This window comes from Stenotrophomonas sp. (assembly GCF_032056425.1).
Lineage (GTDB): Bacteria > Pseudomonadota > Gammaproteobacteria > Xanthomonadales > Xanthomonadaceae > Stenotrophomonas.
Genome location: NZ_DAMBCN010000005.1, coordinates 16547 through 37739, shown reverse-complemented (window position 1 = coordinate 37739; position 21193 = coordinate 16547). Strand labels below are relative to the sequence as shown.

Here is a 21193-nt window from a genome sequence, read left to right as displayed (position 1 = left end):
CCCATGCGCGATTGGCGCTGGCTGCTGCTGGTGCTGGCCCTGCTGCTGGCATGGCTGCAGTACCGTTTCTGGTTCGGCCCGGGCAATTCGGGTGAAGTGATGATGCTCGAAGCCCAGGTCGCCAACCAGGAACGGGACAACGAAGGTCTGCAGCAGCGCAACGATGCGTTGGCTGCGGAAGTAAAGGACCTGAAGGAAGGCCAGGCCGCCATCGAAGAGCGCGCACGCAGCGAGCTGGGCATGATCAAGCCCGGCGAGAAGTTCTATCGCGTGGTCGAGGACGCCGCGTCGCGTCCGCCGGCACCGGCTCCGGTGGCGGCACAGACCGGCGACCACCCGGCGGACGTGCCATGAGCGCGGCCATCTGGGTGGTGGTGCCGGCCGCTGGCCGTGGCGCCCGTTTCGGTGCGCCGCTGCCCAAGCAGTACCTGCCGGTGGGAGGCAGGATCCTGCTGGCCCACACCCTGGATGCGCTGCTGGCGCATCCGGCGGTGGCCGGGGTGATGGTCGTGCTGGGTCCGGAAGACGCCGACTGGCCCGGCTGGACCGAGTGGGCCGGCAAGCCGGTGTTGACCTGCACCGGCGGTGCCACCCGCGCCGCATCGGTGCTGGCCGGGCTGCAGGCGCTGCCTGACAGCGTGCGCGCCGATGAATTCGTGCTGGTGCACGACGCGGCGCGCCCGAACCTTTCGCCGGCCGATCTGGGTCGGCTGCTGGAAGTGGGGCGTGCAGACCCGGTCGGTGCGATCCTGGCCGCGCCAGTGCGCGACACGCTCAAGCGTGCAGGTGACGACGGCGGCATCGATGCCACCGAGCCACGCGCACGCCTCTGGCGCGCGCTGACGCCGCAGCTGTTCCGTCGCCACCAGCTGGCCCGCGCGCTGGCCGATGCCGCCGCTGCCGATGTCGAGGTGACCGACGAGGCCATGGCCATGGAGCGCCAAGGCCACCGCCCACTGCTGGTGGAAGGCAGCGAGGACAATTTCAAGGTCACCACGCCGGCCGATCTGGACCGTTTCGAATTCGTACTCTCCCGCCGCGCCGGTTGAACGCCCGCGCGGCCCTGCTGCAAGGGTTGCATCCATGAGCACCGCTCCGTTCCCGCCTGTCCGTATCGGCCAGGGCTACGACGTCCATGCCTTCGGTGAAGGCGACCACATCATGCTTGGCGGCGTGAACGTGCCGCACATCTGTGGCGTCCTGGCCCACAGCGATGGCGACGTGATTCTGCATGCGCTCTGCGATGCGATGCTGGGCGCACTGGCGTTGGGCGACATCGGCCAGCATTTCCCGCCCAGCGATGATCGCTGGAAGGGCGCTGACAGCAGCGACTTCGTGCGCCACTGCGACAGCCTGCTGCGCGAGCGCGGCTGGCGGGTAGGCAACACCGACATCACGGTCATCTGCGAGCGCCCCAAGGTCGGCCCGCATGCGCTGGCCATGCGGGAACGCATCGGCGATCTGCTGCAGCTGCCGTTGGATGCCGTCAGCGTGAAGGCGACCACGTCGGAGAAGCTGGGCTTCACCGGGCGTGGCGAGGGCATTGCCGCGCAGGCCGTGGTGCTGCTGGTGGCCGCATGATTCCCGTGCCGTTGGCGTTCGGTGAGCCGTTGCTGCGCGCACGCATCCGCAGCACGCCGGAAGACTTCCAGGTGGACGAACTGCCGGCCTTCGAGGCCACGGGCGAGGGCGAGCACCTGCTGCTGCACATCCGCAAGCGCGGCGCCAACACCGTGCACGTGGCCAAGCGGCTGGCCGCGTGGGCCGGCCTGCCGGAGATGGCGGTCAGCTATGCCGGCATGAAGGACCGCCACGCGGTGACCACGCAGCGCTTCAGCGTGCACCTGCCCAAGCGGGTGGCGCCTGACCTGGCCGCACTGGCCAGCGATGAGATCGAAGTAATCGATGTCACCTGGCACAACCGAAAGCTGCAGCGCGGGGCCCTGGCCGGCAATCGGTTCAAGCTGGTCCTGCGCGACGTGCAGGGTGACGCGGCGGCGATCAGCGAACGGCTGCAGCATATTGCGCAGCGCGGGCTGCCGAACTGGTTTGGTGAGCAGCGCTTCGGTCGCGACGGCGGCAACGTGCCGGCGGCCCTGGCCATGTTCGGCGGTCGGCGCATGCGCAAGGACCAGCGTTCGCTGCTGCTGTCGGCGGCCCGGTCGGCGCTGTTCAACCGCGTGCTGGCCGCGCGCGTGGAGCAGGGCAACTGGGACCAGCCGTTGCCGGGCGAGGTGTGGATGCTGGACGGCAGTCGCAGCGTGTTCGGTCCCGAACCGTACAGTGATGCCCTGGCCGAACGCCTGGCGCGCTTCGACATCCACCCCAGCGCCCCGCTGTGGGGTGAAGGCGAGCTGCGCAGCACCGATGCCGCGCGCGAACTGGAACTGGGTGCGCTGGACGATGACGAGTCCAAGGCGCTGCGTGCGGGCCTGGAAGACGCCCGCCTGAAGCAGGAGCGTCGTGCACTTCGCCTGCGCCCGGCGCTGCTGCAGCACCATTGGCTGGCTGACGATGTGCTGGAACTGTCCTTTGCGCTGCCGCCAGGCTGCTATGCCACGGCTGTGCTGCATGAGCTGGGTCCGGTGGAGGACGCCTCGCAGGGGTAGGGTCCCGGTGGTGCGGCGCATTCATGCCCATCGCGCCCAGTAGATCCACGCCACGCGTGGATGAATGCTTCACCGCCGCGCCAACAACACCAGTACTGCACCGGTGCCGCCTTGGCCGGCCGGCGCCGAATGAAACGCCAGCACATCGTTGCGCAGCCGCAACAGGCGGTCCACCAGGTTCTTCAGCACCGGCGCACCGCCATCGGACTGCAGGCCCTTGCCATGGATGATGCGCACGCAGCCGAACTCGTGCGCGTGCGCTTCCAGCAGGAACTGCCGCAGCAGCAGTTCGGCCTGCGCGGCGGTGGCGCCATGCAGGTCCAGCTCGTCCTGCACGGAATACTGGCCGCGCTTCAGCCGTTGGAACATGCGCGGCGGCAGCGTTTCGCGCCGGTAGCTGGCGGTATCACCGGCCTCCAGCGGGCTGCTGTCGCGCAGCAGACGGGCGAACTCGCCCGCCGCTTCCTGTTCGTCGCGTTCGGCCATGCGCGCGCGCGGCTTGGGCCGTGGCGCGGCCGGAGCCGGTTCGGCATCCTTGCGCAGCGGGGTGACTTCGCCGATGGCCGCGCGGAACAGTGCGGCAGGGTCTTCATCTTCTGGGTGCGACATGCGCACAGGGTAAACCGCCGGCGCTGCGGTGCCTATGGCGTTTCAATCGCGTCCGTGACCGCTGGCAGGGTAGGACCCGCGCCCTGCTTGCGGCACAATAGCCGGCGCACTTGCGAGATCGCCGGTTCCCGAGGGGACGGCTGCCGGTCCCGCCCACGCGGCAAGGTGATGGAATCGAATTCTTGGAAAATCAAGCGGTTAAATCGAACATGCGGATTCTGGTCAGCAACGACGACGGCGTCGACGCCGCTGGCATCCGGATGCTGGCCACGGTACTGCGCGAGGCCGGCCACGAAGTGACGGTGGTCGCACCTGACCGTGACCGGTCCGGCGCCAGCAATTCGCTGACGCTGGATCTGCCGATCCGGCTCAAGCGCATCGACCATTACACGGTGTCGGTGGCAGGCACACCCACCGATTGCGTGCATCTGGCGCTGACCGGGCTGCTCGAGTTCGAACCGGACATCGTCGTGTCAGGCATCAACAACGCGGCCAACCTCGGCGACGATGTCATCTACTCCGGCACGGTTTCGGCCGCCATGGAGGGGCGCTTCCTGGGCCTGCCGGCGGTCGCCATATCGCTGGTCAGCCGCAACCACGATCCGAAGCATTTCGAGACCGCCGCGCGCGCCGCCGTGGAAATCGTCGCCCGGCTCAAGGCCGACCCGCTGCCGGCCGACACCATCCTCAACGTCAACGTGCCGGACCTGCCGTGGGGTGAGGTGAAGGGATTTGAAGTGACGCGCCTGGGTAACCGCCACCGTGCCGAAGGGTGCATCGCGCAGAAAGATCCGCGCGGCAACGAGGTGTACTGGATCGGTCCGGCCGGCCGCGAGCAGGACTCCGGCCCCGGCACCGACTTCCATGCCGTGCGCACCGGGCACATTTCGATCACCCCCATCCAGGTCGACCTGACCCGCTACCAGGCTCTGGAGAAGGTGGCCAGCTGGGTCGGTGGCCTGAGCGCCGCGCTGGACCAGCCGGCATGAGCCCGCGCCTGCGCCTGCAGCCGGAAGCGGTTGGCATCGGCATGACCTCGCAGCGCGTGCGCGACCGCCTGGTCGATCGTCTGCGCGAGGCCGGCATTGCCGACGAAACCACGCTCAATGCCATCCGGGTGGTGCCGCGCCATCTGTTCATCGATGAGGCCCTGGCGTCACGGGCTTATGAAGATACCGCGCTGCCGATCGGCCACGGGCAGACCATCTCGCAACCCTGGGTGGTCGCACGCATGACCGAGGCGGTGCTGCAGGTATCACCGAAGAACGTACTGGAAGTGGGCACGGGCTCGGGCTACCAGGCGGCTGTGCTCGGCGCGGTGGGGCTGGAGGTCTACACCGTGGAGCGCATTGGTGACCTGCTGCGGCAGGCCCGCAAGCGCTTCCGCGCACTGGGCATGAACATCCGCACCAAGCATGACGACGGCCGTGTGGGCTGGGCCGAGCACGGCCCGTACGACGCGGTGGTGGTCACCGCAGCGGCTCCGGCTCTGGTCGAGGCGTTGGTGGAACAGTTGGCCGTGGGCGGGCGCCTGGTCGCGCCGGTCGGTGGCCCTGGCGGGCAGTCGCTGGTGCAGCTGGATCGCAAGGCCGACGGCAGTATTGAACAGCGCGTGCTGGCACCGGTCACTTTCGTGCCGCTGCTGTCCGGCATGCTTGATTGAATCCAGGGAGCGGGCTTGCATGAAGATTTTCGGGCCGCTGTACGAGCGGGCGATGAAATGGGCGGCGCACGAGCGCGCACCGACGTATCTGACCGTGCTGAGCTTCTTCGAAGCGATCATTTTCCCGGTCATGCCGGAAGTGATGCTGGCGCCGATGTGCGTGGCCCAGCCCAAGCGCGGCTGGTGGTTTGCCACGCTCAGCCTGGCTGGTTCGATGGTGGGCGCGGTCATCGGTTACGCCCTGGGCCACTACGCCTTCGAGGCGGTGAAGCCGCTGTTCGAGCTGATGGGCATGTTGCCCGCGATCGAAGACGGCATTGCCACCGTGCAGGCGAAGATGGCCGAATCGCCGTGGGCAGTGTTTACCTTCCTCGTGCTGGGCGGCTTCATGCCGATCCCGATGAAGGTCTTCACGTGGGCATCGGGTATCGTCGGTGTGCCGATGCCACAGTATCTTTTGAGCATGCTGATCGGGCGTGGCAAGCGCGTGTACGTTCTGGCTGCTGTGATCCGTATTGGCGGCCCGCGCGCTGAAGCTGCGCTGCGGCGCTGGATTGAACCGCTGGGCTGGATCGCCACCGTGATGGTGGTGGCGCTGGTTGCCTGGCTTGTATGGAGGTCGAAGTTCGCATGAATGCACAAGGTCTGGGCAAGGGAGTGCGCATCGGCGCGCTGGCGTTGCTGGTTTCCTCGCTGGCTGCCTGCGGCACCGCCACGGTGGTCCGCCCGGGTGGCGGCGCCGCGGCCAGTACGCCAAAGACGTCAGTGCCCAAGCCGGGGCAGACCGTGGTGGTGCGCAAGGGCGACACCATCTATGCGCTGGCCCGCATCCATGACATCACGCCGGCCGACCTGATTGCCTGGAACCGCCTCGACAACCCCTCGCAGATCTATCCGGGCCAGGTCATCCGCCTGTATCCGCAGGGCGCGGGCAGCGGTCGCGCGCCCACCACCGTGGTCACCGCGCCGCGTCCAGCCACCGGCACTGGCAGCAGCGCAACGCCCGCGCCCAGCGCGACCCCGGCAACCCCGGTGAAAAGCAGCATCGCCTGGCGCTGGCCGGCCGATGGTGCCGTGGTGGGGCGTTATGTGGCCGGCGATGCCACCAAGCAGGGCGTGGACATCGCCGGCAGCAGCGGTGCCCCGGTCCGCGCGGCGGCAAACGGTGTGGTGGTGTACTCCGGCGCGGGCCTGGTGGGCTACGGCGAACTGATCATCATCAAGCACAACGACCAGTGGCTGTCGGCCTATGGCCACAACCGCAAGCGTCTGGTGAACGAAGGGCAGAACGTGAAAGCCGGCGAGCAGATCGCGGAAATGGGCCGCACCGGCGCCAACCGCGACATGCTGCACTTCGAGATTCGTTACAACGGCAAGCCGGTCGACCCGCAGCAATATCTGCCGGCGCGCTAGCGCGGGCAGATACGGGTAGCGCCGGGCCACGCCCGGCGGCTCCGGTATCAACCTTCCAGGATGAAGGCCGCGGCCACCTTGCGGCCTTCACCCGCAAGAATGTTGAACGTGCGCGCGGCGGCTGGATTGTTCATCACTTCCAGGCCGATGCCACGCGACAGGCACGCGGCCATCACCACGGCGGGCGGGAACACCTGGCGATCGCCGGTGCCCAGAACGATCAGCGCCGGGTTCAGCGCCAGGATGGGCTCCAGATCGGCCACCTGCAGATCGGCGGAACGCAGCACCGGCCAGTCCGTTGCCAGCTGGTCCGGGGTCAGGAAGAAGCTGCTGGACAGGGACTGGTCATTCACCCGCGCGCTACGGCCATCGGCCGCGCGCAGGCTGTAAGCGTAATCAGGCGGTTCGTGGTTCAGCTGCATGGGGCAGGGCGATCAGCCGCGCGGAAGCACGATCTGGCGCTGTTCCTTGCTGGGGCGGTAGAGCACGGCCACATGGCCGATGCGCTGCACCAGCGCGGCTTCGGTCGCCTCGACGATCTCGCCGATCATCACGTCTCGGGCGTCGCGATCTTCAGCGGCCACCTTCACTTTGACCAGTTCGTGGCGCTCCAGCACCTCGTTCAGCTCGGCGATGAACGCGGGCGTGATGCCCTTGCCGCCGGTCTGCAGCAGTGCCTTCAGATCGTGGGCTTGGCCGCGCAGGAAACGGGTCTGGGAAGCGGTCAGGGCGATGGGCATGCAGAAAACACGGTTGAATGGGGTGATCAGGGTATCATGACCACCCCGTAACCCCCTATTTCCAATGGCTACCCGCAGCAAAAGCAGCCAGCGCTGGCTCAAGGAACACTTCTCCGACCCCTTCGTGAAGAAGGCACAGGCCGAAGGCATGCGCTCGCGCGCGGCCTACAAGCTCGAAGAACTGCTCGAACGTGACCGGTTGCTGAAGCCGCATATGGTCGTGGTCGATCTCGGCGCCGCGCCGGGCGGCTGGTCTCAGCAGGTTCGGAGACAGATTGGCGACACGGGCCGTGTGCTCGCCCTGGACATCCTGGACATGCCGCCGCTGGCTGGCGTGGAGTTCCTTCACGGTGACTTCAGGGAAGAAGCCGTCCTATCGCAGTTCGAAGCCATGCTGGGCGATCAGCCGGTAGACCTTGTGCTGTCGGACATGGCCCCCAATAAGAGTGGTGTAGGCGCGGTCGACCAGCCGCGGATGATGCACTTGGCCGAGCTGGCGCTGGATTTCGCCGACAACCACCTGAAGACCGGTGGGGCGTTCCTGATCAAGCTGTTCCAGGGCGAGGGCTTTGACGACTACGTGCGCGACATGCGCCGTCGTTACGACAAGGTCTCCATCCGCAAGCCGGAAGCCTCGCGCAAGCGTTCCCCCGAGGTCTACGCCTTGGGTCAGGGAAAACGCGCCCACATGAAGTAAGCTCGACCCGTAAGCTCGACCCCAACGCAATGCCCGCACTGAAAGAGGAACGCTGGAGCCAATGAGGATGAACGACTTGACCAAGAACCTCCTGCTATGGGTGGTCGTCGCCGTCGTGCTGATGGTGGTCTTCCAGAGCTTCTCGCCCAAGTCCTCCGGGGCCGGGGCGCAGGCCGCATCGTATTCGCAGTTCCTGGACCAAGTGGACAGCGGCAACGTGCAGAAGGTCACTTTCGGTGGCGACTCGCGCGGCCTGACCAACGAAATCACCTACACCACCCGCGGTGGCCAGACGGCCACGGTGTCCGCGCCGGCTGATCGCGACCTGATCAACGTGCTGCGCACCAAGAACGTGGACATCGTGCAGGAACAGCCGTCCAGCGGCATTTCCTTCGCGGCCATCCTGATGAACTTCCTGCCGGTCATCCTGATCATCGGCTTCTGGCTGTTCATCATGCGCCAGATGCAGGGCGGCGGCGGCGGTGCCAAGGGCGCGATGTCCTTCGGCAAGTCGCGGGCCAAGCTGCAGGGCGAAGACCAGATCAAGGTGACTTTCGCCGACGTTGCCGGTTGCGACGAGGCCAAGGAAGAAGTGGGCGAACTGGTCGACTTCCTGCGTGATCCGTCCAAGTTCACCAAGCTGGGCGGCAAGATTCCGCGCGGCGTGCTGATGGTCGGCCCGCCGGGTACCGGCAAGACGCTGCTGGCCAAGGCCATCGCCGGCGAAGCCAAGGTGCCGTTCTTCTCGATCTCCGGTTCGGATTTCGTGGAAATGTTCGTCGGCGTCGGCGCCAGCCGCGTGCGCGACATGTTCGAGCAGGCCAAGAAGCACGCGCCGTGCATCATCTTCATTGATGAAATCGACGCCGTCGGTCGCCATCGCGGCGCCGGCCTGGGCGGCGGTCACGACGAGCGCGAGCAGACCCTGAACCAGCTGCTGGTCGAGATGGACGGTTTCGAAGGTGGCGAAGGCGTGATCGTGATCGCCGCGACCAACCGTCCCGACGTGCTGGACCCGGCGCTGCTGCGGCCGGGTCGCTTCGACCGCCAGGTCGTGGTCGGCCTGCCGGACGTGAAGGGCCGCGAGCACATCCTGAAGGTGCATATGCGCAAGCTGCCGCTGGCCGACGACGTCGAGCCGATGGTGATCGCGCGCGGTACCCCGGGCTTCTCCGGCGCCGACCTGGCCAACCTCTGCAACGAGGCGGCCCTGTTTGCCGCGCGTGGCAACGAGAAGGATGTCCGCATGGACCACTTCGACCGTGCCCGCGACAAGATCCTGATGGGTGCCGAGCGCCGCTCGATGGCCATGAGCGAGGAGGAGAAGACCCTCACCGCCTACCACGAGGCCGGCCATGCCATCGTCGGCCGCCTGGTGCCCGAGCACGACCCTGTCTACAAGGTCACGATCATCCCGCGCGGCCGCGCGCTGGGCGTGACCATGTACCTGCCGGAAGGCGACAAGTACTCGATGAACCGCGTGGCGATCAAGTCGCAGCTGTGCTCGCTGTACGGCGGCCGCGTGGCCGAAGAGCTGATCTTCGGCGCCGACAAGGTCACCACCGGTGCGTCCAACGACATCGAGCGTGCTACCAAGATGGCCCGCAACATGGTCACCAAGTGGGGCCTGTCCGAACAGCTCGGCCCGATCGCCTATGGCGAAGAGGACGACGAGGTGTTCCTGGGCCGTTCGGTCACCCAGCACAAGAGCGTGTCCAACGACACCGCGCGCCGCATCGACGAGGAAGTGCGCAGCATCCTCGATGACGCCTACGCACGCACCACGCAGCTGCTGACCGACAACCTGGACAAGCTGCACACCATGTCGCAGCTGCTGCTGCAGTACGAAACCATCGACGCGCCGCAGATCGACGCGATCATGGAAGGTCGCGACCCGCCGCCGCCGATGGGTTGGAACAAGTCCAACAAGGATGGTGGCAGCAACGACAAGGGCGGCGACGCCCGTCCGCTGCCGCCGATCGCCGGCCCGGCCGAGTCACACTGACGGCCTGCCACCGCTGAACGCAGACGAGGCCGGGGCAACCCGGCCTCGTTGTTTCCGCGCCACACCCCGTACCCCTGTCTTTCGCTGGAGCCCGCATGTCCATTCCCCCGCCGCAGCCGATCTCGCACACTGTTGAAATGGTCATCGCCACGATCGTGGGTGTCGTGGTCGGGCTGACCCTGGACAACCTGCTGCTGGGCTGCGGCGTCGGCATCGGCGTTGGTATTGTCCTGAGCATCATCAAGACCCTGTACGTCGACCGGAAGCGCCGCCGCCCGCGCTGAGGGTTTGCCGGCAGGGCTGCGCCCTGTGCCCGCCGAGGCCTCAAGCAACAGCAAGAGCAAGGCTTGTCAGCCGCATCCATGCGGCTGACACCCCGCAATCCGCCACCGCCCCACCTCTGACAGATTCCGTGTGCCGTGGGTAGGTGTCGACCTTGGTCGACACGGTAGATCCACGCCATGCGTGGATTGGGCGGGCCTTGCGTCTTACCGCTGCTGCGGGTCAGGATGCGCCACCACGGCCGCCATAGGGGGAGGCCGGGTCTACAGGGGATTACCATGAAACTGCTGCTTCCGCTTGCCCTGGCAGGGCTGGCGACGCTTGTTCTGCCCGCCGCCGCCGCTGAAATCCGCGTCGTCCAGCCGGTCCCTTTCAGTGAATCGGCGATCATCGCCGAGGCCATCAAGAGCGAGTGCAGCATCGGCGCCACGCTTGCGCAGTCGCTGGCTTCCAACGCCAGCCGCCACGGCAACACCATTGTGTCCGGGCCGGTAGGGGCCGACAGCGGCAGCGGCCGCTCGTTGAAGCTCGAACTGGTCGAGGCGCAGAGTGCAGGCAACGCCTTTACCGGGCACTTCAAGTCTGCTGCAGTGCGTGGCGTGCTGTATGAGGATGGTCGCCAGATCGCAACGGTCACGGCACGCCGGGTGTCCCGCGGCGGCGCCTTTGCCGGCTTCAAGGGGTCCTGCACCGTGGTGGACCGCACCGTCAACGCGATTGGCGAAGACCTGGCTGGGTGGTTGGCTGCCCCGGTAGACAATGCGCGCCTGGGTAACCTCTGATCCGGAAACCTCCCCACCTTCGAGAGTTGGCCGGCGGCCAGTAGATCCACGCCATGCGTGGATGAATCTGTCAGATATCGATATTCATTTGGGGTCGGAGCCCGTTGCGCAGCAACGGGATCCGACCCCGTACCGTTCCGACGGATCGCGGGAAACCGTCGAAGGCGGGGTGGGTCCGGTTGCGGGGGCGTGAGCGCCATGGATGGCGCGACCGAGGCTACATGGACGTACTTGCGCCGTCCCCCGCAACCGGACCCACCCCGCCATCGCACAGGAAACCCGCTGCTGCCGTTGCTTCGGCTGTTGCCGTTGCTTCAGTCGAGCACGGCTCGACTCTACAAGGGTGCAGGGCGCAGCCCTGCCGCACTAAACTAAGCGCCGTTGCCTGCAGGATCGCCCATGTTCGATATCTCTCCCCAGCTCGATTGCGCCGGCCGCATCCTGCGCCTGGATCGTGCCCGGGTCATGGGCATCGTCAACGTCACCCCCGACTCGTTCTCCGACGGCGGCGCGCATGACAGCACTGACGCCGCCGTCGCCCATGGTCTGAAACTGGTGGAGGAGGGCGCCGACCTGCTCGACATCGGTGGCGAATCGACCCGCCCCGGCGCCGCCCCGGTATCGGTCCAAGAAGAACTGCAGCGCGTACTACCGGTGATCGAGCAGCTGGCTGCCCGCACCCAGGTGCCGATCAGCATCGACACCTTCAAACCGGAGGTGATGCGCGCGGCCGTGGCCGCTGGCGCGGGCATGATCAATGACATCTACGGCCTGCGCCAGGAAGGCGCGCTGGAAGCCGCCGCCGCCGCGGGGGTGCCGGTGGTGCTGATGCACATGCAGGGCGAGCCGGGCAACATGCAGGCCGAACCGCATTACGACGACGTGGTGGCCGAGGTGCATGGCTTCCTGGTGCAGCGCCTGTTCGCCGCCGAAATGGCCGGCATCGCCAAGAAGCACCTGGTCATCGACCTCGGCTTCGGCTTCGGCAAGACCACCGCGCACAACATGACCCTGCTGGCCCGTTGCGAGCGCTTCCTGGAACTGGGCGTGCCGATGCTGGCTGGCCTGTCGCGCAAGCGCAGCCTGGGCGAGCTGACCGGGCGTCAGGTGCCATCCGAGCGCGTCGCCGCGTCGGTTGCCGCGCACCTGATCGCGGTGCAGCGCGGTGCGCGCATCGTGCGCGTGCACGACGTCGCCGCCACGGTCGATGCGTTGAAGATCTGGCAGGCGGTCGCGGACGTGCCCGCCCCGCGCGTGGACGCCACCCCGGCGATCCGCTGGCCGGACGAAGACTGATGGCCGCCGACCGGCGACCGCTGGCGATCGCCGTGATGGGGCCGACCGCCAGCGGCAAGACCGCCACCGCGATCGCTCTGGCAAAGCAGTTGGACGGCGAGATCGTCAGTGTCGATTCGGCGCTGGTCTACCGTGGGCTGGATATCGGCTCGGCCAAACCTGACGCCGCCGAACGCGCGCAGGCCCCCCACCACCTGCTGGACCTGCGCGATCCGTGGCAGACCTATTCGGCAGCAGAGTTCGCCGCCGATGCGGCACGCGTCGTGGCCGGCATCGTGGCGCGAGGCCGCACGCCGATCCTGGCGGGGGGCACCGGCCTGTACTTCCGGGCCCTGCTGCAGGGGCTGTCGCCAATGCCGGAAGCTGATCCGGGTGTGCGCGAAGCGTTGGCGGCAGAGGCGGCCGAGCGTGGCTGGGCTGCCCTGCACAACGACCTGGCGGCGCTCGATCCGGCCGCGGCGGCGCGTATCCACGCCACCGACCCGCAGCGTATCCAGCGGGCGCTGGAGGTGTATCGGCTGACCGGCACCCCGATCAGCGAACTGCAGCGCCAACGGGGTGTCGCGCCGTTGCCGGTGCGCACCTTGAAGCTGATCCTGGCCCCGCGTGAGCGCGCCGTGCTGCACCAGCGCATCGAAGCCCGTTTCGACGCCATGCTGGCGCAGGGGTTCCTGGACGAAGTGCGCGCCCTGCGCGCCCTGCCGCAGATGGCCGCCGTGAGCGCGCCGCTGGACCTGCCCGCCGTGCGTGCGGTCGGCTACCGCCAGGCCTGGGAGTTCCTGGACGGGCAGGGCACGGCTGCCGGCTTCCGCGACAAGGGCATCTTCGCCACCCGGCAACTGGCCAAGCGACAGCTGACCTGGCTGCGCGGCGAGCTTGATGCCCGCTGGTTCGACCCTCATATCGACCACGAGCGGCTGGCCGACGCAGTCGCGACCTTCGTCGCACGCTGAACGGGCGTTGGGCCGTGTACCATCATGGTCCGGCGTGCGGCCTGGGGGCGCAGCACGTGTCGGCCACCCAATAAGAACAATAATCAGGAGTATGCAATGTCCAAGGGACAATCGCTGCAGGATCCTTTCCTGAACGCACTGCGGCGCGAACGCGTGCCGGTTTCGGTGTATCTGGTCAACGGTATCAAGCTGCAGGGCACGATCGAGTCGTTCGATCAGTTCGTGGTCCTGCTGCGCAATACCGTCAGCCAGATGGTCTACAAGCACGCCATCTCCACGGTGGTGCCGGCGCGTAACGTCAAGGTCGGCCCCGGTGGCGGCTACGTGCAGTCGGGTGAAAATGGTCAGGCGGGTGATGAAGCAGACGAGTAACAATGGAGCGGTGAATGTTTGACCGCTCGAAACGGGGCGAACATGCCCTGCTGATCCAGCCGCACTTCGGCAAGCTGGAAGAGGATGTGCTGGAAGAATTCGGCGATCTGGCCCGCTCGGCCGGGGCCAGCATCGCCGCGACCATCACTGCACGCCTGGACCGACCCAATCCGTCCACCCTGATCGGCAGCGGCAAGCTGGACGAGATCAAGGCGGCGGTCGAGGCGACCGGCGCTGACCTGATCCTGGTCAACCACGCACTCAGCCCGGGCCAGGAACGCAACCTGGAACGGTTCCTGGAACGCCGGGTGATCGACCGCACCGGTCTGATCCTGGACATCTTCGCCCAGCGTGCGCACAGCCACGAAGGCAAGCTGCAGGTCGAGCTGGCGCAGTTGCGCCATATCGCAACGCGTCTGGTGCGCGGCTGGACCCACCTGGAGCGCCAGCGCGGTGGCTCGATCGGCCTGCGGGGCCCGGGTGAAACCCAGCTGGAAACCGACCGCCGCCTGCTGCAGAAGCGGGTGGAACAGCTGCAGAAGCGGCTGGAGAAGGTGGAAGTGCAGCGCACCCAGATGCGCCGTGCGCGCGTGCGCAGCGAACTGCCGCGTGTGGCCCTGGTGGGCTACACCAACGCCGGCAAATCCACGCTGTTCAACGCGCTGACCGGTGCCGAGGCGTACGCGGCCGACCAGCTGTTTGCCACCCTGGATCCGACCGTGCGGCGCATTGCGGTGCCCGGTGGCAACGTGGTGCTGGCCGACACGGTGGGCTTCGTGCGCGACCTGCCGCATGACCTGGTGGCGGCGTTCCGCTCCACCCTGTCCGAGGCGCGCGAGGCGGATTTCCTGCTGCATATCGTCGATGCGGCCGATCCGCACCGCGAAGAGCGCATCGCCCAGGTGGACGAGGTGCTGGCCGCGGTGGGTGCAGGCGACCTGCCGCAGTTGCTGGTGTTCAACAAGATCGATCGCATTGACGGCGCGCAGGTGCGCCACGACGGCCAGGACGGCGTGCCCGACGAGGCACGTCGTGAGCGGGTCTGGATCTCAGCGCGTGACGGGCAGGGCCTGGAGCTGCTGCAGACCGTACTGGGCCGGCGTCTGGGCCTGCAGCACGTGACCGGCGAGCTGCGTCTGCCGCCCAGTGCCGGGCGTCTGCGTGCGCGCCTGCACCAGCTGGAAGTCATCCGCAGCGAGCAGGCCGATGAAGATGGCTGGTTGCTGCAGGTCGATCTGCCGATCGCCGAGGCCGAGAAGCTGGCGGCCAGCGCCGATGGCGCACCGATCCGCGCATTGCTGCCGGAAAAACTGCCGGAGTGGTGATGGCCGGGCTGGGGTCAGAGCCCGTTGCCTTGCAACGGGATCCGACCCCGTCGCTTTGCGGGATCCGACCCCGTCGCACAACCAGCCGATTACCGCACGCCAGCCGCCTGATGCTGCACACCGTCTTGCACATGGCGGGAGGATGATCCGAAGGTCGGCCCCCACGGCCCCCTTCGGAGTTCCCCATGTCGCAGGCCCCGGCCGCCGATCTGCCCCAGTACAGCGCTGCGGAGAAGCGCCATCGCGTCTTCGCCATCATGTCGGCCTCGTCCGGCAACCTGGTGGAGTGGTTCGACTTTTACGTCTACGCATTCTGCGCGATCTACTTCGCGGGAGCGTTCTTCCCCGCCTCCAATCCCACCGTGCAGTTGCTCAACACGGCTGGCGTGTTCGCGGCCGGCTTCCTGATGCGGCCGATCGGCGGTTGGCTGTTCGGTCGCATTGCCGACCGGCTGGGGCGCAAGAAGTCACTGCTGATCTCGGTCAGCATGATGTGCGGCGGTTCGCTGATGGTGGCCTGCCTGCCGACCTACGCGACCATCGGCGCGCTGGCGCCGGTGCTGCTGCTGGTGGCGCGGTTGATCCAGGGCCTGTCGGTGGGCGGCGAGTACGGCACCACAGCCACCTACATGAGCGAAGTCGCGCTGCGTGGCCAGCGCGGATTCTTCTCTTCGTTCCAGTACGTCACCCTGATCGGCGGCCAGCTGCTGGCCGTGCTGGTGATCGTCATCATGGAATCGGTGCTGAGCGAGGCCGAGATCCGTGCCTGGGGCTGGCGCATTCCGTTCGTGCTGGGCGCCGTCGCGGCCGTGGTGGCACTGCTGCTGCGGCGGACGCTGCACGAAACCCAGAGCGAATCGAGCCGCGATGACAAGGACGCGGGCACGCTGGGCGCGCTGTTCCGCGATCACAAGGCCGCCTTCTTCACCGTGCTCGGCTATACCGCAGGCGGCTCGCTGATCTTCTACACCTTCACCACGTACATGCAGAAGTTCCTGGTGAACACGGTGCATCTGCCGATCAAGACCGCCAGTTACGTGATGACCGGAGCGTTGTTCCTGTACATGTGCATGCAGCCGCTGTTCGGCATGTTGTCCGACCGCATCGGCCGCCGCACCAGCATGATGCTGTTCGGTGCGCTCGGCGCGCTCACCACCGTGCCGATTTTGATCACCCTGCAGCACGTCACCAGCCCGTGGGCGGCCTTCGGGCTGATCGTGCTGGCGCTGGCCATCGTCAGCTTCTACACCTCCATTTCCGGCATCGTGAAAGCCGAAATGTTCCCGCCCCAGGTGCGCGCGCTCGGGGTGGGCCTGGCCTATGCCATCGGCAATGCGGTGTTCGGCGGCAGCGCCGAGTACGCGGCGCTGGGGCTGAAGCAGCTGGGCCATGAGCAGCTGTTCTTCTGGTACGTCACCGTGATGATGGTCGTGGCCTTCCTGGTCAGCCTGCGTCTGCCGGCGCAGGCCCGCTACCTGCACCACGACCCTTGATGCGGCAGGACAGCGGCGCGGATCTGCGGTACAACGTGCCGTCGTTTCCGCGAAACCTGCCGATGTCCCTTCCTACCGATGCCGATCTCTACGCCCAGGCCGCCGCACTGGGGCAGCGCCTGCAGGACGCCGCGCTGCAGCTGGTCACCGCTGAAAGCTGCAGCGGTGGCTGGATCGCCAAGTGCATGACCGATGTCGCCGGGTCTTCGGCGTTCTTCGACTGCGGCATGGTGGTCTACAGCTACGAGGCCAAACAGCGGTTGCTGGGCGTGCGCGCGCAGACCCTGGAACAGTTCGGCGCGGTCAGCCGCGAAGCGGTGCTGGAAATGGTGTCCGGCGCGTTGGTCAATTCCGGCGCGGGCATCGCGGTGGCGGTGACCGGCATCGCCGGCCCGGGCGGTGGCAGCCCGGACAAACCGGTGGGCAGTGTCTGGATCGGTTGGAAGCGGCGGGGCGGCTATGCACGCGCGGAACTGTTCCAGTTCGAGGGTGACCGCGATGCCATCCGGCGGCAGACCGTGGCGGCGGCCTTGCACGGAATCGACGCCCAGCTGTGACATGCTGGCCCGGTACTTGACCGGAGGCGTCAGCGATGTGGGAAACACTGGGCACAGTCCGTGACCTGGGTCGGCTGCAGGAGATCGCGGCGGTCCTGATCCGCCATGGATTCGGTGACGTGGTGCGGCGCATCGGCCTGGCCAGCGTGCTGGAGCGCGCCGGCCGCCTGCTGCACTGGAACGAGGAAGGCCAGCAGAAGCTGCGCATGACCGCACCGGTGCGGGTGCGCAGCGCCCTGCAGGACCTGGGGCCGACATTCGTGAAACTGGGGCAGGTGCTGGCCACCCGCGTGGACCTGTTGCCGCCGGACTGGATCGCCGAGCTGTCCGAACTGCAGAACGCGGTTCCCGCCCTGCCGTACGCGGCCATCCGTGAACAGCTGGAGGCCGACCTGGGGGCGCCGCCGGCGCAGGTGTTCGCCTTCCTGGATGAAACGCCGATGGCGGCCGCCTCGCTGGCGCAGGCACATAGGGCACGCCTGCATGACGGCAGCGAGGTGGTGTTGAAAGTGCGCCGGCCCGGCATCCGTGACGTGGTCGAAGCCGACCTGCGGCTGCTGGCGCGCCTGGCCGAGATCGTGGAAGCGCGCCTTCCAGACCTGCGCCGCTACCGGCCGGGCGAGGTCGTGCAGCAGTTCACCGTATCGCTGCGCCGCGAGCTGGATTTCGCTGCCGAGTGCCGCAACGCCGAGCGCATCGCCCGCAATTTCCAGGGGCGCGACGACATCCTGGTTCCCTCGGTGCACTGGCAGTGGACCTGCGAAAGCCTGAACGTACAGGACTTCGTGGACGGCATTCCCGGCCGCGATCTGGCCGCGGTGGACGCCGCTGGACTTGACCGGCGCGCATTGGCGCGGCGCGGCGCCGATATCGTGTTGAAGATGGTGCTCGAGGACGGCAGCTTCCATGCCGACCCGCATCCCGGCAACATCATCTACCTGCGCGACGGCCGGATCGGGGTGATCGATTTCGGCATGGTCGGCGCGCTGTCCGAAGTGCGCCGCTTCCAGGTCGCCCAGCTGCTGCACGGGCTGGTGGAGCAGGACCCGCAGGGGGTGGCCGACGTGCTGCTGGACTGGGCCGGTGGCGTGGAGGTGGATGAAAACCGGCTGCAGCACGACATCAGCCAGTTCGTGGACCAGTACCGTGGGGTACCGCTGAAGGACCTGCGCATTGGCCTGATGCTGGGCGACATCACCCAGCTGCTGCGCAGCTACAGCCTGACCCTGCCGGCCGACCTGGCGCTGATGATCAAGGCGTTCCTGACCCTGGAGGGGATGGGCCGGCAGCTGGACCCGGAGTTCGACATGGCCAGCGCGGCGCGGCCGTTCCTGGAGCGCGTGGTGCTGCAGCGTTACGCCCCGCGGGCGCTGATCAAGCGTGGCCGCCGCTCCCTGCAGGGCATGATCGAGCTGGCCGGAGAGCTGCCCCGCGACCTGCGCAAGCTGGTGCAGGCCGCGCGCCGTGGTCGCCTGCAGTTGAAAGTGGAAACCAGCGCCCTGCAGGGTTTCGGCGATCAGGTGAACCGGGCCGCCAACCGGCTGGTGATGGGCATCGTCACCGCCGCGCTCATCATCGGCTCGTCCATCGTGATGCACAGCGTGGGCGGCATCTCCAGCCGCTGGCTGCTGGCCCTGGGGGTGTGCGGCTTCGTCGGTGCGGGGCTGTGCGGGGTGTGGATCCTGTTCTCGATATGGAGAAGCGGTAAACACACATGAGTGTGTTTACCGCGGAATCGCTGCGCGATTCCTGTAGGGCCGAGCCATGCTCGGCTGCTCTTGCCCAGGTCAGTCCAGCCCAGCCCAGCCATTCGCCACATTGCCGAGCATGGCTCGGCACCGCAGATGTCGCCGTGTCGTCTGCGGCACTTGCGGTCCTGCTTGTTAGTAGTAATACTACTAACCATGGACCTGACCGACACCCAGCAGGCGATCCTGCAGTTGATCGCCGAGCGTATCGAGAGCGAGGGCGCACCGCCGTCGCAGACTGAAATCGCACGCGCCTTCGGCTTCAAGGGCGTACGCGCGGCCCAGTACCACCTGGAGGCACTGGAACAGGCCGGGGCGATCCGTCGCATCCCGGGCCAGGCCCGCGGCATCCGCCTGGTGCAGGCGCCGCCGGTGGAAAAGCTGGCCGAGCCGGGGCTGCCCGACAGCGTCCTGCGGCTACCGGTACTGGGCCGTGTCGCGGCCGGTCTGCCGATCGGTGCGGACATCGGCTCGGACGATTTCGTGGTGTTGGACCGGGTGTTCTTCTCGCCCGCGCCGGATTACCTGCTGAAGGTGCAGGGCGACTCGATGATCGACGAAGGCATCTTCGACGGTGACCTGATCGGTGTGCACCGCACCCGCGACGCCCATTCCGGGCAGATCGTGGTGGCCCGCATCGATGACGAGATCACCGTCAAGCTGCTGAAGATCGCCAAGGACCGCATCCGTCTGCTGCCGCGCAACCCCGACTACAAGCCGATCGAAGTCCTGCCCGACCAGGACTTCGCGATCGAAGGTCTGTACTGCGGCCTGCTGCGGCCCAACCGTTGACCCGTTCCACTGCACATTTCCCCGCGGTCTTTTGTGGCGATTCTCTGGTTCCACTGAGGTTGGTACGGATGTCCGATAATTCTTTTCAGAGCGCCGGGCAGAATCTCAGCCTGTGCGATACGTCCGACTTAAAGTGAACCCATGGCAAAGAAGACCCCCAAAGACAGCACCCCCAACGACATGACCTCTGCAAGGACCAATACGATGGACGAGAACAAGAAGCGCGCCTTGGCTGCTGCTCTGGGCCAGATCGAGAAGCAGTTCGGCAAGGGATCGGTGATGCGCATGGGCGACCGAGTGGTCGAGCCCGTCGAAGCCATCCCGACCGGTTCGCTGATGCTCGACATCGCACTGGGCATCGGCGGTCTGCCGAAGGGCCGTGTCGTTGAAATCTATGGTCCGGAATCGTCGGGCAAGACCACCCTGACGCTGCAGGCCATTGCTGAATGCCAGAAGATGGGCGGCACCGCGGCCTTCATCGATGCCGAGCATGCCCTTGACCCGATCTACGCCGCCAAGCTGGGCGTGAACGTGGACGACCTGCTGCTGTCGCAGCCCGATACCGGTGAGCAGGCGCTGGAAATCGCCGACATGCTGGTGCGTTCGGGTTCGGTGGACATCCTGGTGATCGACTCGGTTGCCGCGCTGACCCCGAAGGCTGAAATCGAAGGCGAAATGGGCGATCAGCTGCCGGGCCTGCAGGCCCGCCTGATGAGCCAGGCCCTGCGCAAGCTGACCGGCAACATCAAGCGTTCCAACACGCTGGTGATCTTCATCAACCAGCTGCGCATGAAGATCGGCGTGATGATGCCGGGCCAGAGCCCGGAAACCACCACCGGCGGCAATGCGCTGAAGTTCTACGCCTCGGTCCGTCTGGATATCCGCCGCATCGGTGCGATCAAGAAGGGCGACGAGATCATCGGCAACCAGACCAAGATCAAGGTCGTCAAGAACAAGCTGGCGCCGCCGTTCAAGCAGGTCATCACTGAAATCCTGTACGGCGAGGGCATCAGCCGCGAGGGCGAACTGATCGACATGGGCGTGGACGCCAAGTTGGTCGAGAAGGCAGGCGCCTGGTACAGCTACGGCGAAGAGCGTATCGGCCAGGGCAAGGACAACGCCCGCGGCTATCTGCGCGACAACCCGTCCGTGGCTGCCAAGCTGGAAGCCGAGCTGCGCGAGAAGTTCCAGCCGGCCGAAGCCGTGCGCGAAGAAGGCGACGACGACGGCGACGACGAGTAAGTCTTGCTGTGGGGCAGGGCGGCGCCGTCAGTGACGTTGCCCTGTCCCGCAGGTTCGAATCGCCCACGGATGGGCTGGGTGCCACGGACGGCGCCACCCTTGGAGTAACCGATGTCCGACGCTGACGACGTCCCCACCGGCCGCAAGCGCCGGCCCCGCGAGCAGACGCCGGTGCAGCGCGCCCTGGGCCTGCTGGTGCGGCGTGAGCATTCCCGCAAGGAATTGACCCGCAAGCTGACCGCCCGCGGGATCGAGGACGAGGCGGCCCAGGCCGCCGTGGCCAAGCTGACCGAGGCCGGCTGGCAGGACGACGCCCGTTTTGCCGAAAACCTGGTACGCATGCGCGCCAATACCGGTTATGGCCCGATCCACGTGCGCGCTGAGCTGGGTACCCATGGCCTGGACAGTGCGGCCATCAGCGCCGCCATGGACAGCTACGAGGGCGATTGGCAGGAGAACGCTCGCGATCTGGTCCGCCGCCGCTTCGGCGAGGACGGTCCACAGGACCTGGCCCAGCGCCGCAAGGCCGCCGATCTGCTGGCCCGCCGGGGCTTCGACGGCGACACCATCCGCCGCGCCACCCGCTTCGACCCGGATGACTGAGACTGGCGGCGC

The 21193-nt window shown here is 67.1% G+C and carries 25 protein-coding genes; 22 read left to right on the top strand and 3 right to left on the bottom strand.

The window, feature by feature from the left end; all coding sequences use genetic code 11:
• The first annotated feature begins 3 nt into the window (after positions 1–3).
• Genes ftsB through truD form a run of 4 tightly spaced genes read left to right on the top strand, consistent with a single transcriptional unit; the run spans position 4 to position 2609 of the window.
• Positions 4–354: a cell division protein FtsB gene (gene ftsB / locus RTY46_RS05550; protein ID WP_312707085.1), complete on the top strand. Its 351-nt coding sequence runs from the start codon at positions 4–6 to the stop codon at positions 352–354.
• Positions 351–1049 carry a 2-C-methyl-D-erythritol 4-phosphate cytidylyltransferase gene (gene ispD, locus RTY46_RS05545; RefSeq protein WP_312707083.1) on the top strand — a complete coding sequence of 233 codons (699 nt, stop codon included), beginning with the start codon at positions 351–353 and terminating at the stop codon, positions 1047–1049. The genes ftsB and ispD overlap by 4 nt, the downstream gene beginning before the upstream one ends.
• 34 nt (positions 1050–1083) lie before the next feature.
• Positions 1084–1581 (top strand): 2-C-methyl-D-erythritol 2,4-cyclodiphosphate synthase, encoded by a 498-nt coding sequence (ispF, locus tag RTY46_RS05540; RefSeq protein ID WP_312707082.1) that lies wholly within the window; start codon positions 1084–1086, stop codon positions 1579–1581.
• Entirely contained in the window at positions 1578–2609 is a 1032-nt protein-coding gene (gene truD / locus RTY46_RS05535) for a tRNA pseudouridine(13) synthase TruD (protein WP_312707080.1), read from the top strand. Before ispF ends, truD begins: the two co-directional genes overlap by 4 nt.
• A gap of 69 nt (positions 2610–2678) precedes the next feature.
• Here the strand turns inward: truD and RTY46_RS05530 are convergent, their stop codons facing one another.
• Positions 2679–3218 (bottom strand): Smr/MutS family protein, encoded by a 540-nt coding sequence (locus RTY46_RS05530; protein WP_312707079.1) that lies wholly within the window; start codon positions 3216–3218, stop codon positions 2679–2681.
• 209 nt (positions 3219–3427) lie between these two features.
• On the opposite strand from RTY46_RS05530, the gene surE reads away from it, so the two are divergent.
• Genes surE through RTY46_RS05510 form a run of 4 tightly spaced genes read left to right on the top strand, consistent with a single transcriptional unit; the run spans position 3428 to position 6294 of the window.
• Positions 3428–4207: a 5'/3'-nucleotidase SurE gene (surE, locus tag RTY46_RS05525; protein WP_312707238.1), complete on the top strand. Its 780-nt coding sequence runs from the start codon at positions 3428–3430 to the stop codon at positions 4205–4207.
• Positions 4204–4881 (top strand): protein-L-isoaspartate(D-aspartate) O-methyltransferase, encoded by a 678-nt coding sequence (locus RTY46_RS05520; RefSeq protein WP_312707078.1) that lies wholly within the window; start codon positions 4204–4206, stop codon positions 4879–4881. The genes surE and RTY46_RS05520 overlap by 4 nt, the downstream gene beginning before the upstream one ends.
• Before the next feature lie 19 nt (positions 4882–4900).
• Entirely contained in the window at positions 4901–5515 is a 615-nt protein-coding gene (locus tag RTY46_RS05515) for a YqaA family protein (RefSeq protein ID WP_312707077.1), read from the top strand.
• A complete protein-coding gene (locus tag RTY46_RS05510; RefSeq protein ID WP_312707076.1) occupies positions 5512–6294 on the top strand; it encodes a peptidoglycan DD-metalloendopeptidase family protein in 783 nt (260 codons plus the stop codon). Before RTY46_RS05515 ends, RTY46_RS05510 begins: the two co-directional genes overlap by 4 nt.
• 47 nt (positions 6295–6341) lie before the next feature.
• Here the strand turns inward: RTY46_RS05510 and RTY46_RS05505 are convergent, their stop codons facing one another.
• Both RTY46_RS05505 and yhbY read right to left on the bottom strand, forming a co-directional pair.
• The gene (locus tag RTY46_RS05505) at positions 6342–6716 is read right to left on the bottom strand and encodes an Mth938-like domain-containing protein (protein ID WP_312707074.1); all 375 of its coding nucleotides are present in this window, start codon (positions 6714–6716) and stop codon (positions 6342–6344) included.
• Positions 6717–6728: 12 nt separating this feature from the next.
• The gene (gene yhbY / locus RTY46_RS05500) at positions 6729–7034 is read right to left on the bottom strand and encodes a ribosome assembly RNA-binding protein YhbY (RefSeq protein ID WP_108752746.1); all 306 of its coding nucleotides are present in this window, start codon (positions 7032–7034) and stop codon (positions 6729–6731) included.
• 64 nt (positions 7035–7098) lie between these two features.
• On the opposite strand from yhbY, the gene rlmE reads away from it, so the two are divergent.
• The 14 genes from rlmE (at position 7099) to recX (ending at position 21181) form a co-directional block, all read left to right on the top strand.
• Positions 7099–7731: a 23S rRNA (uridine(2552)-2'-O)-methyltransferase RlmE gene (rlmE, locus tag RTY46_RS05495; RefSeq protein WP_005409014.1), complete on the top strand. Its 633-nt coding sequence runs from the start codon at positions 7099–7101 to the stop codon at positions 7729–7731.
• 67 nt (positions 7732–7798) lie between these two features.
• Positions 7799–9736 carry an ATP-dependent zinc metalloprotease FtsH gene (ftsH, locus tag RTY46_RS05490; RefSeq protein WP_312707073.1) on the top strand — a complete coding sequence of 646 codons (1938 nt, stop codon included), beginning with the start codon at positions 7799–7801 and terminating at the stop codon, positions 9734–9736.
• Between the two features lie 95 nt (positions 9737–9831).
• Positions 9832–10020: a hypothetical protein gene (locus RTY46_RS05485; RefSeq protein ID WP_108749239.1), complete on the top strand. Its 189-nt coding sequence runs from the start codon at positions 9832–9834 to the stop codon at positions 10018–10020.
• A gap of 276 nt (positions 10021–10296) precedes the next feature.
• The gene (locus tag RTY46_RS05480; protein WP_312707072.1) at positions 10297–10800 is read left to right on the top strand and encodes a hypothetical protein; all 504 of its coding nucleotides are present in this window, start codon (positions 10297–10299) and stop codon (positions 10798–10800) included.
• A 399-nt stretch (positions 10801–11199) separates the two neighbouring features.
• Positions 11200–12096 (top strand): dihydropteroate synthase, encoded by an 897-nt coding sequence (gene folP, locus RTY46_RS05475; protein WP_312707070.1) that lies wholly within the window; start codon positions 11200–11202, stop codon positions 12094–12096.
• The gene (gene miaA, locus RTY46_RS05470) at positions 12096–13049 is read left to right on the top strand and encodes a tRNA (adenosine(37)-N6)-dimethylallyltransferase MiaA (protein WP_312707069.1); all 954 of its coding nucleotides are present in this window, start codon (positions 12096–12098) and stop codon (positions 13047–13049) included. Before folP ends, miaA begins: the two co-directional genes overlap by 1 nt.
• A 96-nt stretch (positions 13050–13145) precedes the next feature.
• Entirely contained in the window at positions 13146–13421 is a 276-nt protein-coding gene (hfq, locus tag RTY46_RS05465; protein ID WP_079221450.1) for an RNA chaperone Hfq, read from the top strand.
• Positions 13422–13435: 14 nt separating this feature from the next.
• Positions 13436–14746: a ribosome rescue GTPase HflX gene (hflX, locus tag RTY46_RS05460; protein WP_108752750.1), complete on the top strand. Its 1311-nt coding sequence runs from the start codon at positions 13436–13438 to the stop codon at positions 14744–14746.
• Between the two features lie 185 nt (positions 14747–14931).
• Positions 14932–16239 (top strand): MFS family transporter, encoded by a 1308-nt coding sequence (locus RTY46_RS05455; protein ID WP_312707067.1) that lies wholly within the window; start codon positions 14932–14934, stop codon positions 16237–16239.
• Positions 16240–16301: 62 nt separating this feature from the next.
• A complete protein-coding gene (locus tag RTY46_RS05450; RefSeq protein ID WP_312707066.1) occupies positions 16302–16796 on the top strand; it encodes a nicotinamide-nucleotide amidohydrolase family protein in 495 nt (164 codons plus the stop codon).
• Between the two features lie 35 nt (positions 16797–16831).
• Positions 16832–18514, top strand: coding sequence for a 2-polyprenylphenol 6-hydroxylase (ubiB, locus tag RTY46_RS05445; protein WP_312707065.1), 1683 nt, complete (start codon positions 16832–16834; stop codon positions 18512–18514).
• A 186-nt stretch (positions 18515–18700) separates the two neighbouring features.
• Entirely contained in the window at positions 18701–19336 is a 636-nt protein-coding gene (gene lexA / locus RTY46_RS05440; RefSeq protein ID WP_005412936.1) for a transcriptional repressor LexA, read from the top strand.
• Between the two features lie 204 nt (positions 19337–19540).
• Complete coding sequence (gene recA, locus RTY46_RS05435; protein ID WP_312707064.1) at positions 19541–20578, top strand: recombinase RecA; 1038 nt, start codon at positions 19541–19543, stop codon at positions 20576–20578.
• A 111-nt stretch (positions 20579–20689) separates the two neighbouring features.
• Positions 20690–21181 (top strand): recombination regulator RecX, encoded by a 492-nt coding sequence (gene recX, locus RTY46_RS05430; protein ID WP_312707063.1) that lies wholly within the window; start codon positions 20690–20692, stop codon positions 21179–21181.
• The last annotated feature ends 12 nt before the right edge of the window (positions 21182–21193 follow it).

Bases quoted from the DNA above. Each gene is read 5' to 3' on its own strand.
- ftsB (WP_312707085.1), top strand. From the start codon at position 4: ATGCGCGATTGGCGCTGGCTGCTGCTGGTGCTGGCCCTGCTGCTGGCA.
- ispD (WP_312707083.1), top strand. From the start codon at position 351: ATGAGCGCGGCCATCTGGGTGGTGGTGCCGGCCGCTGGCCGTGGCGCC.
- ispF (WP_312707082.1), top strand. From the start codon at position 1,084: ATGAGCACCGCTCCGTTCCCGCCTGTCCGTATCGGCCAGGGCTACGAC.
- truD (WP_312707080.1), top strand. From the start codon at position 1,578: ATGATTCCCGTGCCGTTGGCGTTCGGTGAGCCGTTGCTGCGCGCACGC.
- RTY46_RS05530 (WP_312707079.1), bottom strand. From the start codon at position 3,218: ATGTCGCACCCAGAAGATGAAGACCCTGCCGCACTGTTCCGCGCGGCC.
- surE (WP_312707238.1), top strand. From the start codon at position 3,428: ATGCGGATTCTGGTCAGCAACGACGACGGCGTCGACGCCGCTGGCATC.
- RTY46_RS05520 (WP_312707078.1), top strand. From the start codon at position 4,204: ATGAGCCCGCGCCTGCGCCTGCAGCCGGAAGCGGTTGGCATCGGCATG.
- RTY46_RS05515 (WP_312707077.1), top strand. From the start codon at position 4,901: ATGAAGATTTTCGGGCCGCTGTACGAGCGGGCGATGAAATGGGCGGCG.
- RTY46_RS05510 (WP_312707076.1), top strand. From the start codon at position 5,512: ATGAATGCACAAGGTCTGGGCAAGGGAGTGCGCATCGGCGCGCTGGCG.
- RTY46_RS05505 (WP_312707074.1), bottom strand. From the start codon at position 6,716: ATGCAGCTGAACCACGAACCGCCTGATTACGCTTACAGCCTGCGCGCG.
- yhbY (WP_108752746.1), bottom strand. From the start codon at position 7,034: ATGCCCATCGCCCTGACCGCTTCCCAGACCCGTTTCCTGCGCGGCCAA.
- rlmE (WP_005409014.1), top strand. From the start codon at position 7,099: ATGGCTACCCGCAGCAAAAGCAGCCAGCGCTGGCTCAAGGAACACTTC.
- ftsH (WP_312707073.1), top strand. From the start codon at position 7,799: ATGAACGACTTGACCAAGAACCTCCTGCTATGGGTGGTCGTCGCCGTC.
- RTY46_RS05485 (WP_108749239.1), top strand. From the start codon at position 9,832: ATGTCCATTCCCCCGCCGCAGCCGATCTCGCACACTGTTGAAATGGTC.
- RTY46_RS05480 (WP_312707072.1), top strand. From the start codon at position 10,297: ATGAAACTGCTGCTTCCGCTTGCCCTGGCAGGGCTGGCGACGCTTGTT.
- folP (WP_312707070.1), top strand. From the start codon at position 11,200: ATGTTCGATATCTCTCCCCAGCTCGATTGCGCCGGCCGCATCCTGCGC.
- miaA (WP_312707069.1), top strand. From the start codon at position 12,096: ATGGCCGCCGACCGGCGACCGCTGGCGATCGCCGTGATGGGGCCGACC.
- hfq (WP_079221450.1), top strand. From the start codon at position 13,146: ATGTCCAAGGGACAATCGCTGCAGGATCCTTTCCTGAACGCACTGCGG.
- hflX (WP_108752750.1), top strand. From the start codon at position 13,436: ATGTTTGACCGCTCGAAACGGGGCGAACATGCCCTGCTGATCCAGCCG.
- RTY46_RS05455 (WP_312707067.1), top strand. From the start codon at position 14,932: ATGTCGCAGGCCCCGGCCGCCGATCTGCCCCAGTACAGCGCTGCGGAG.
- RTY46_RS05450 (WP_312707066.1), top strand. From the start codon at position 16,302: ATGTCCCTTCCTACCGATGCCGATCTCTACGCCCAGGCCGCCGCACTG.
- ubiB (WP_312707065.1), top strand. From the start codon at position 16,832: ATGTGGGAAACACTGGGCACAGTCCGTGACCTGGGTCGGCTGCAGGAG.
- lexA (WP_005412936.1), top strand. From the start codon at position 18,701: ATGGACCTGACCGACACCCAGCAGGCGATCCTGCAGTTGATCGCCGAG.
- recA (WP_312707064.1), top strand. From the start codon at position 19,541: ATGGACGAGAACAAGAAGCGCGCCTTGGCTGCTGCTCTGGGCCAGATC.
- recX (WP_312707063.1), top strand. From the start codon at position 20,690: ATGTCCGACGCTGACGACGTCCCCACCGGCCGCAAGCGCCGGCCCCGC.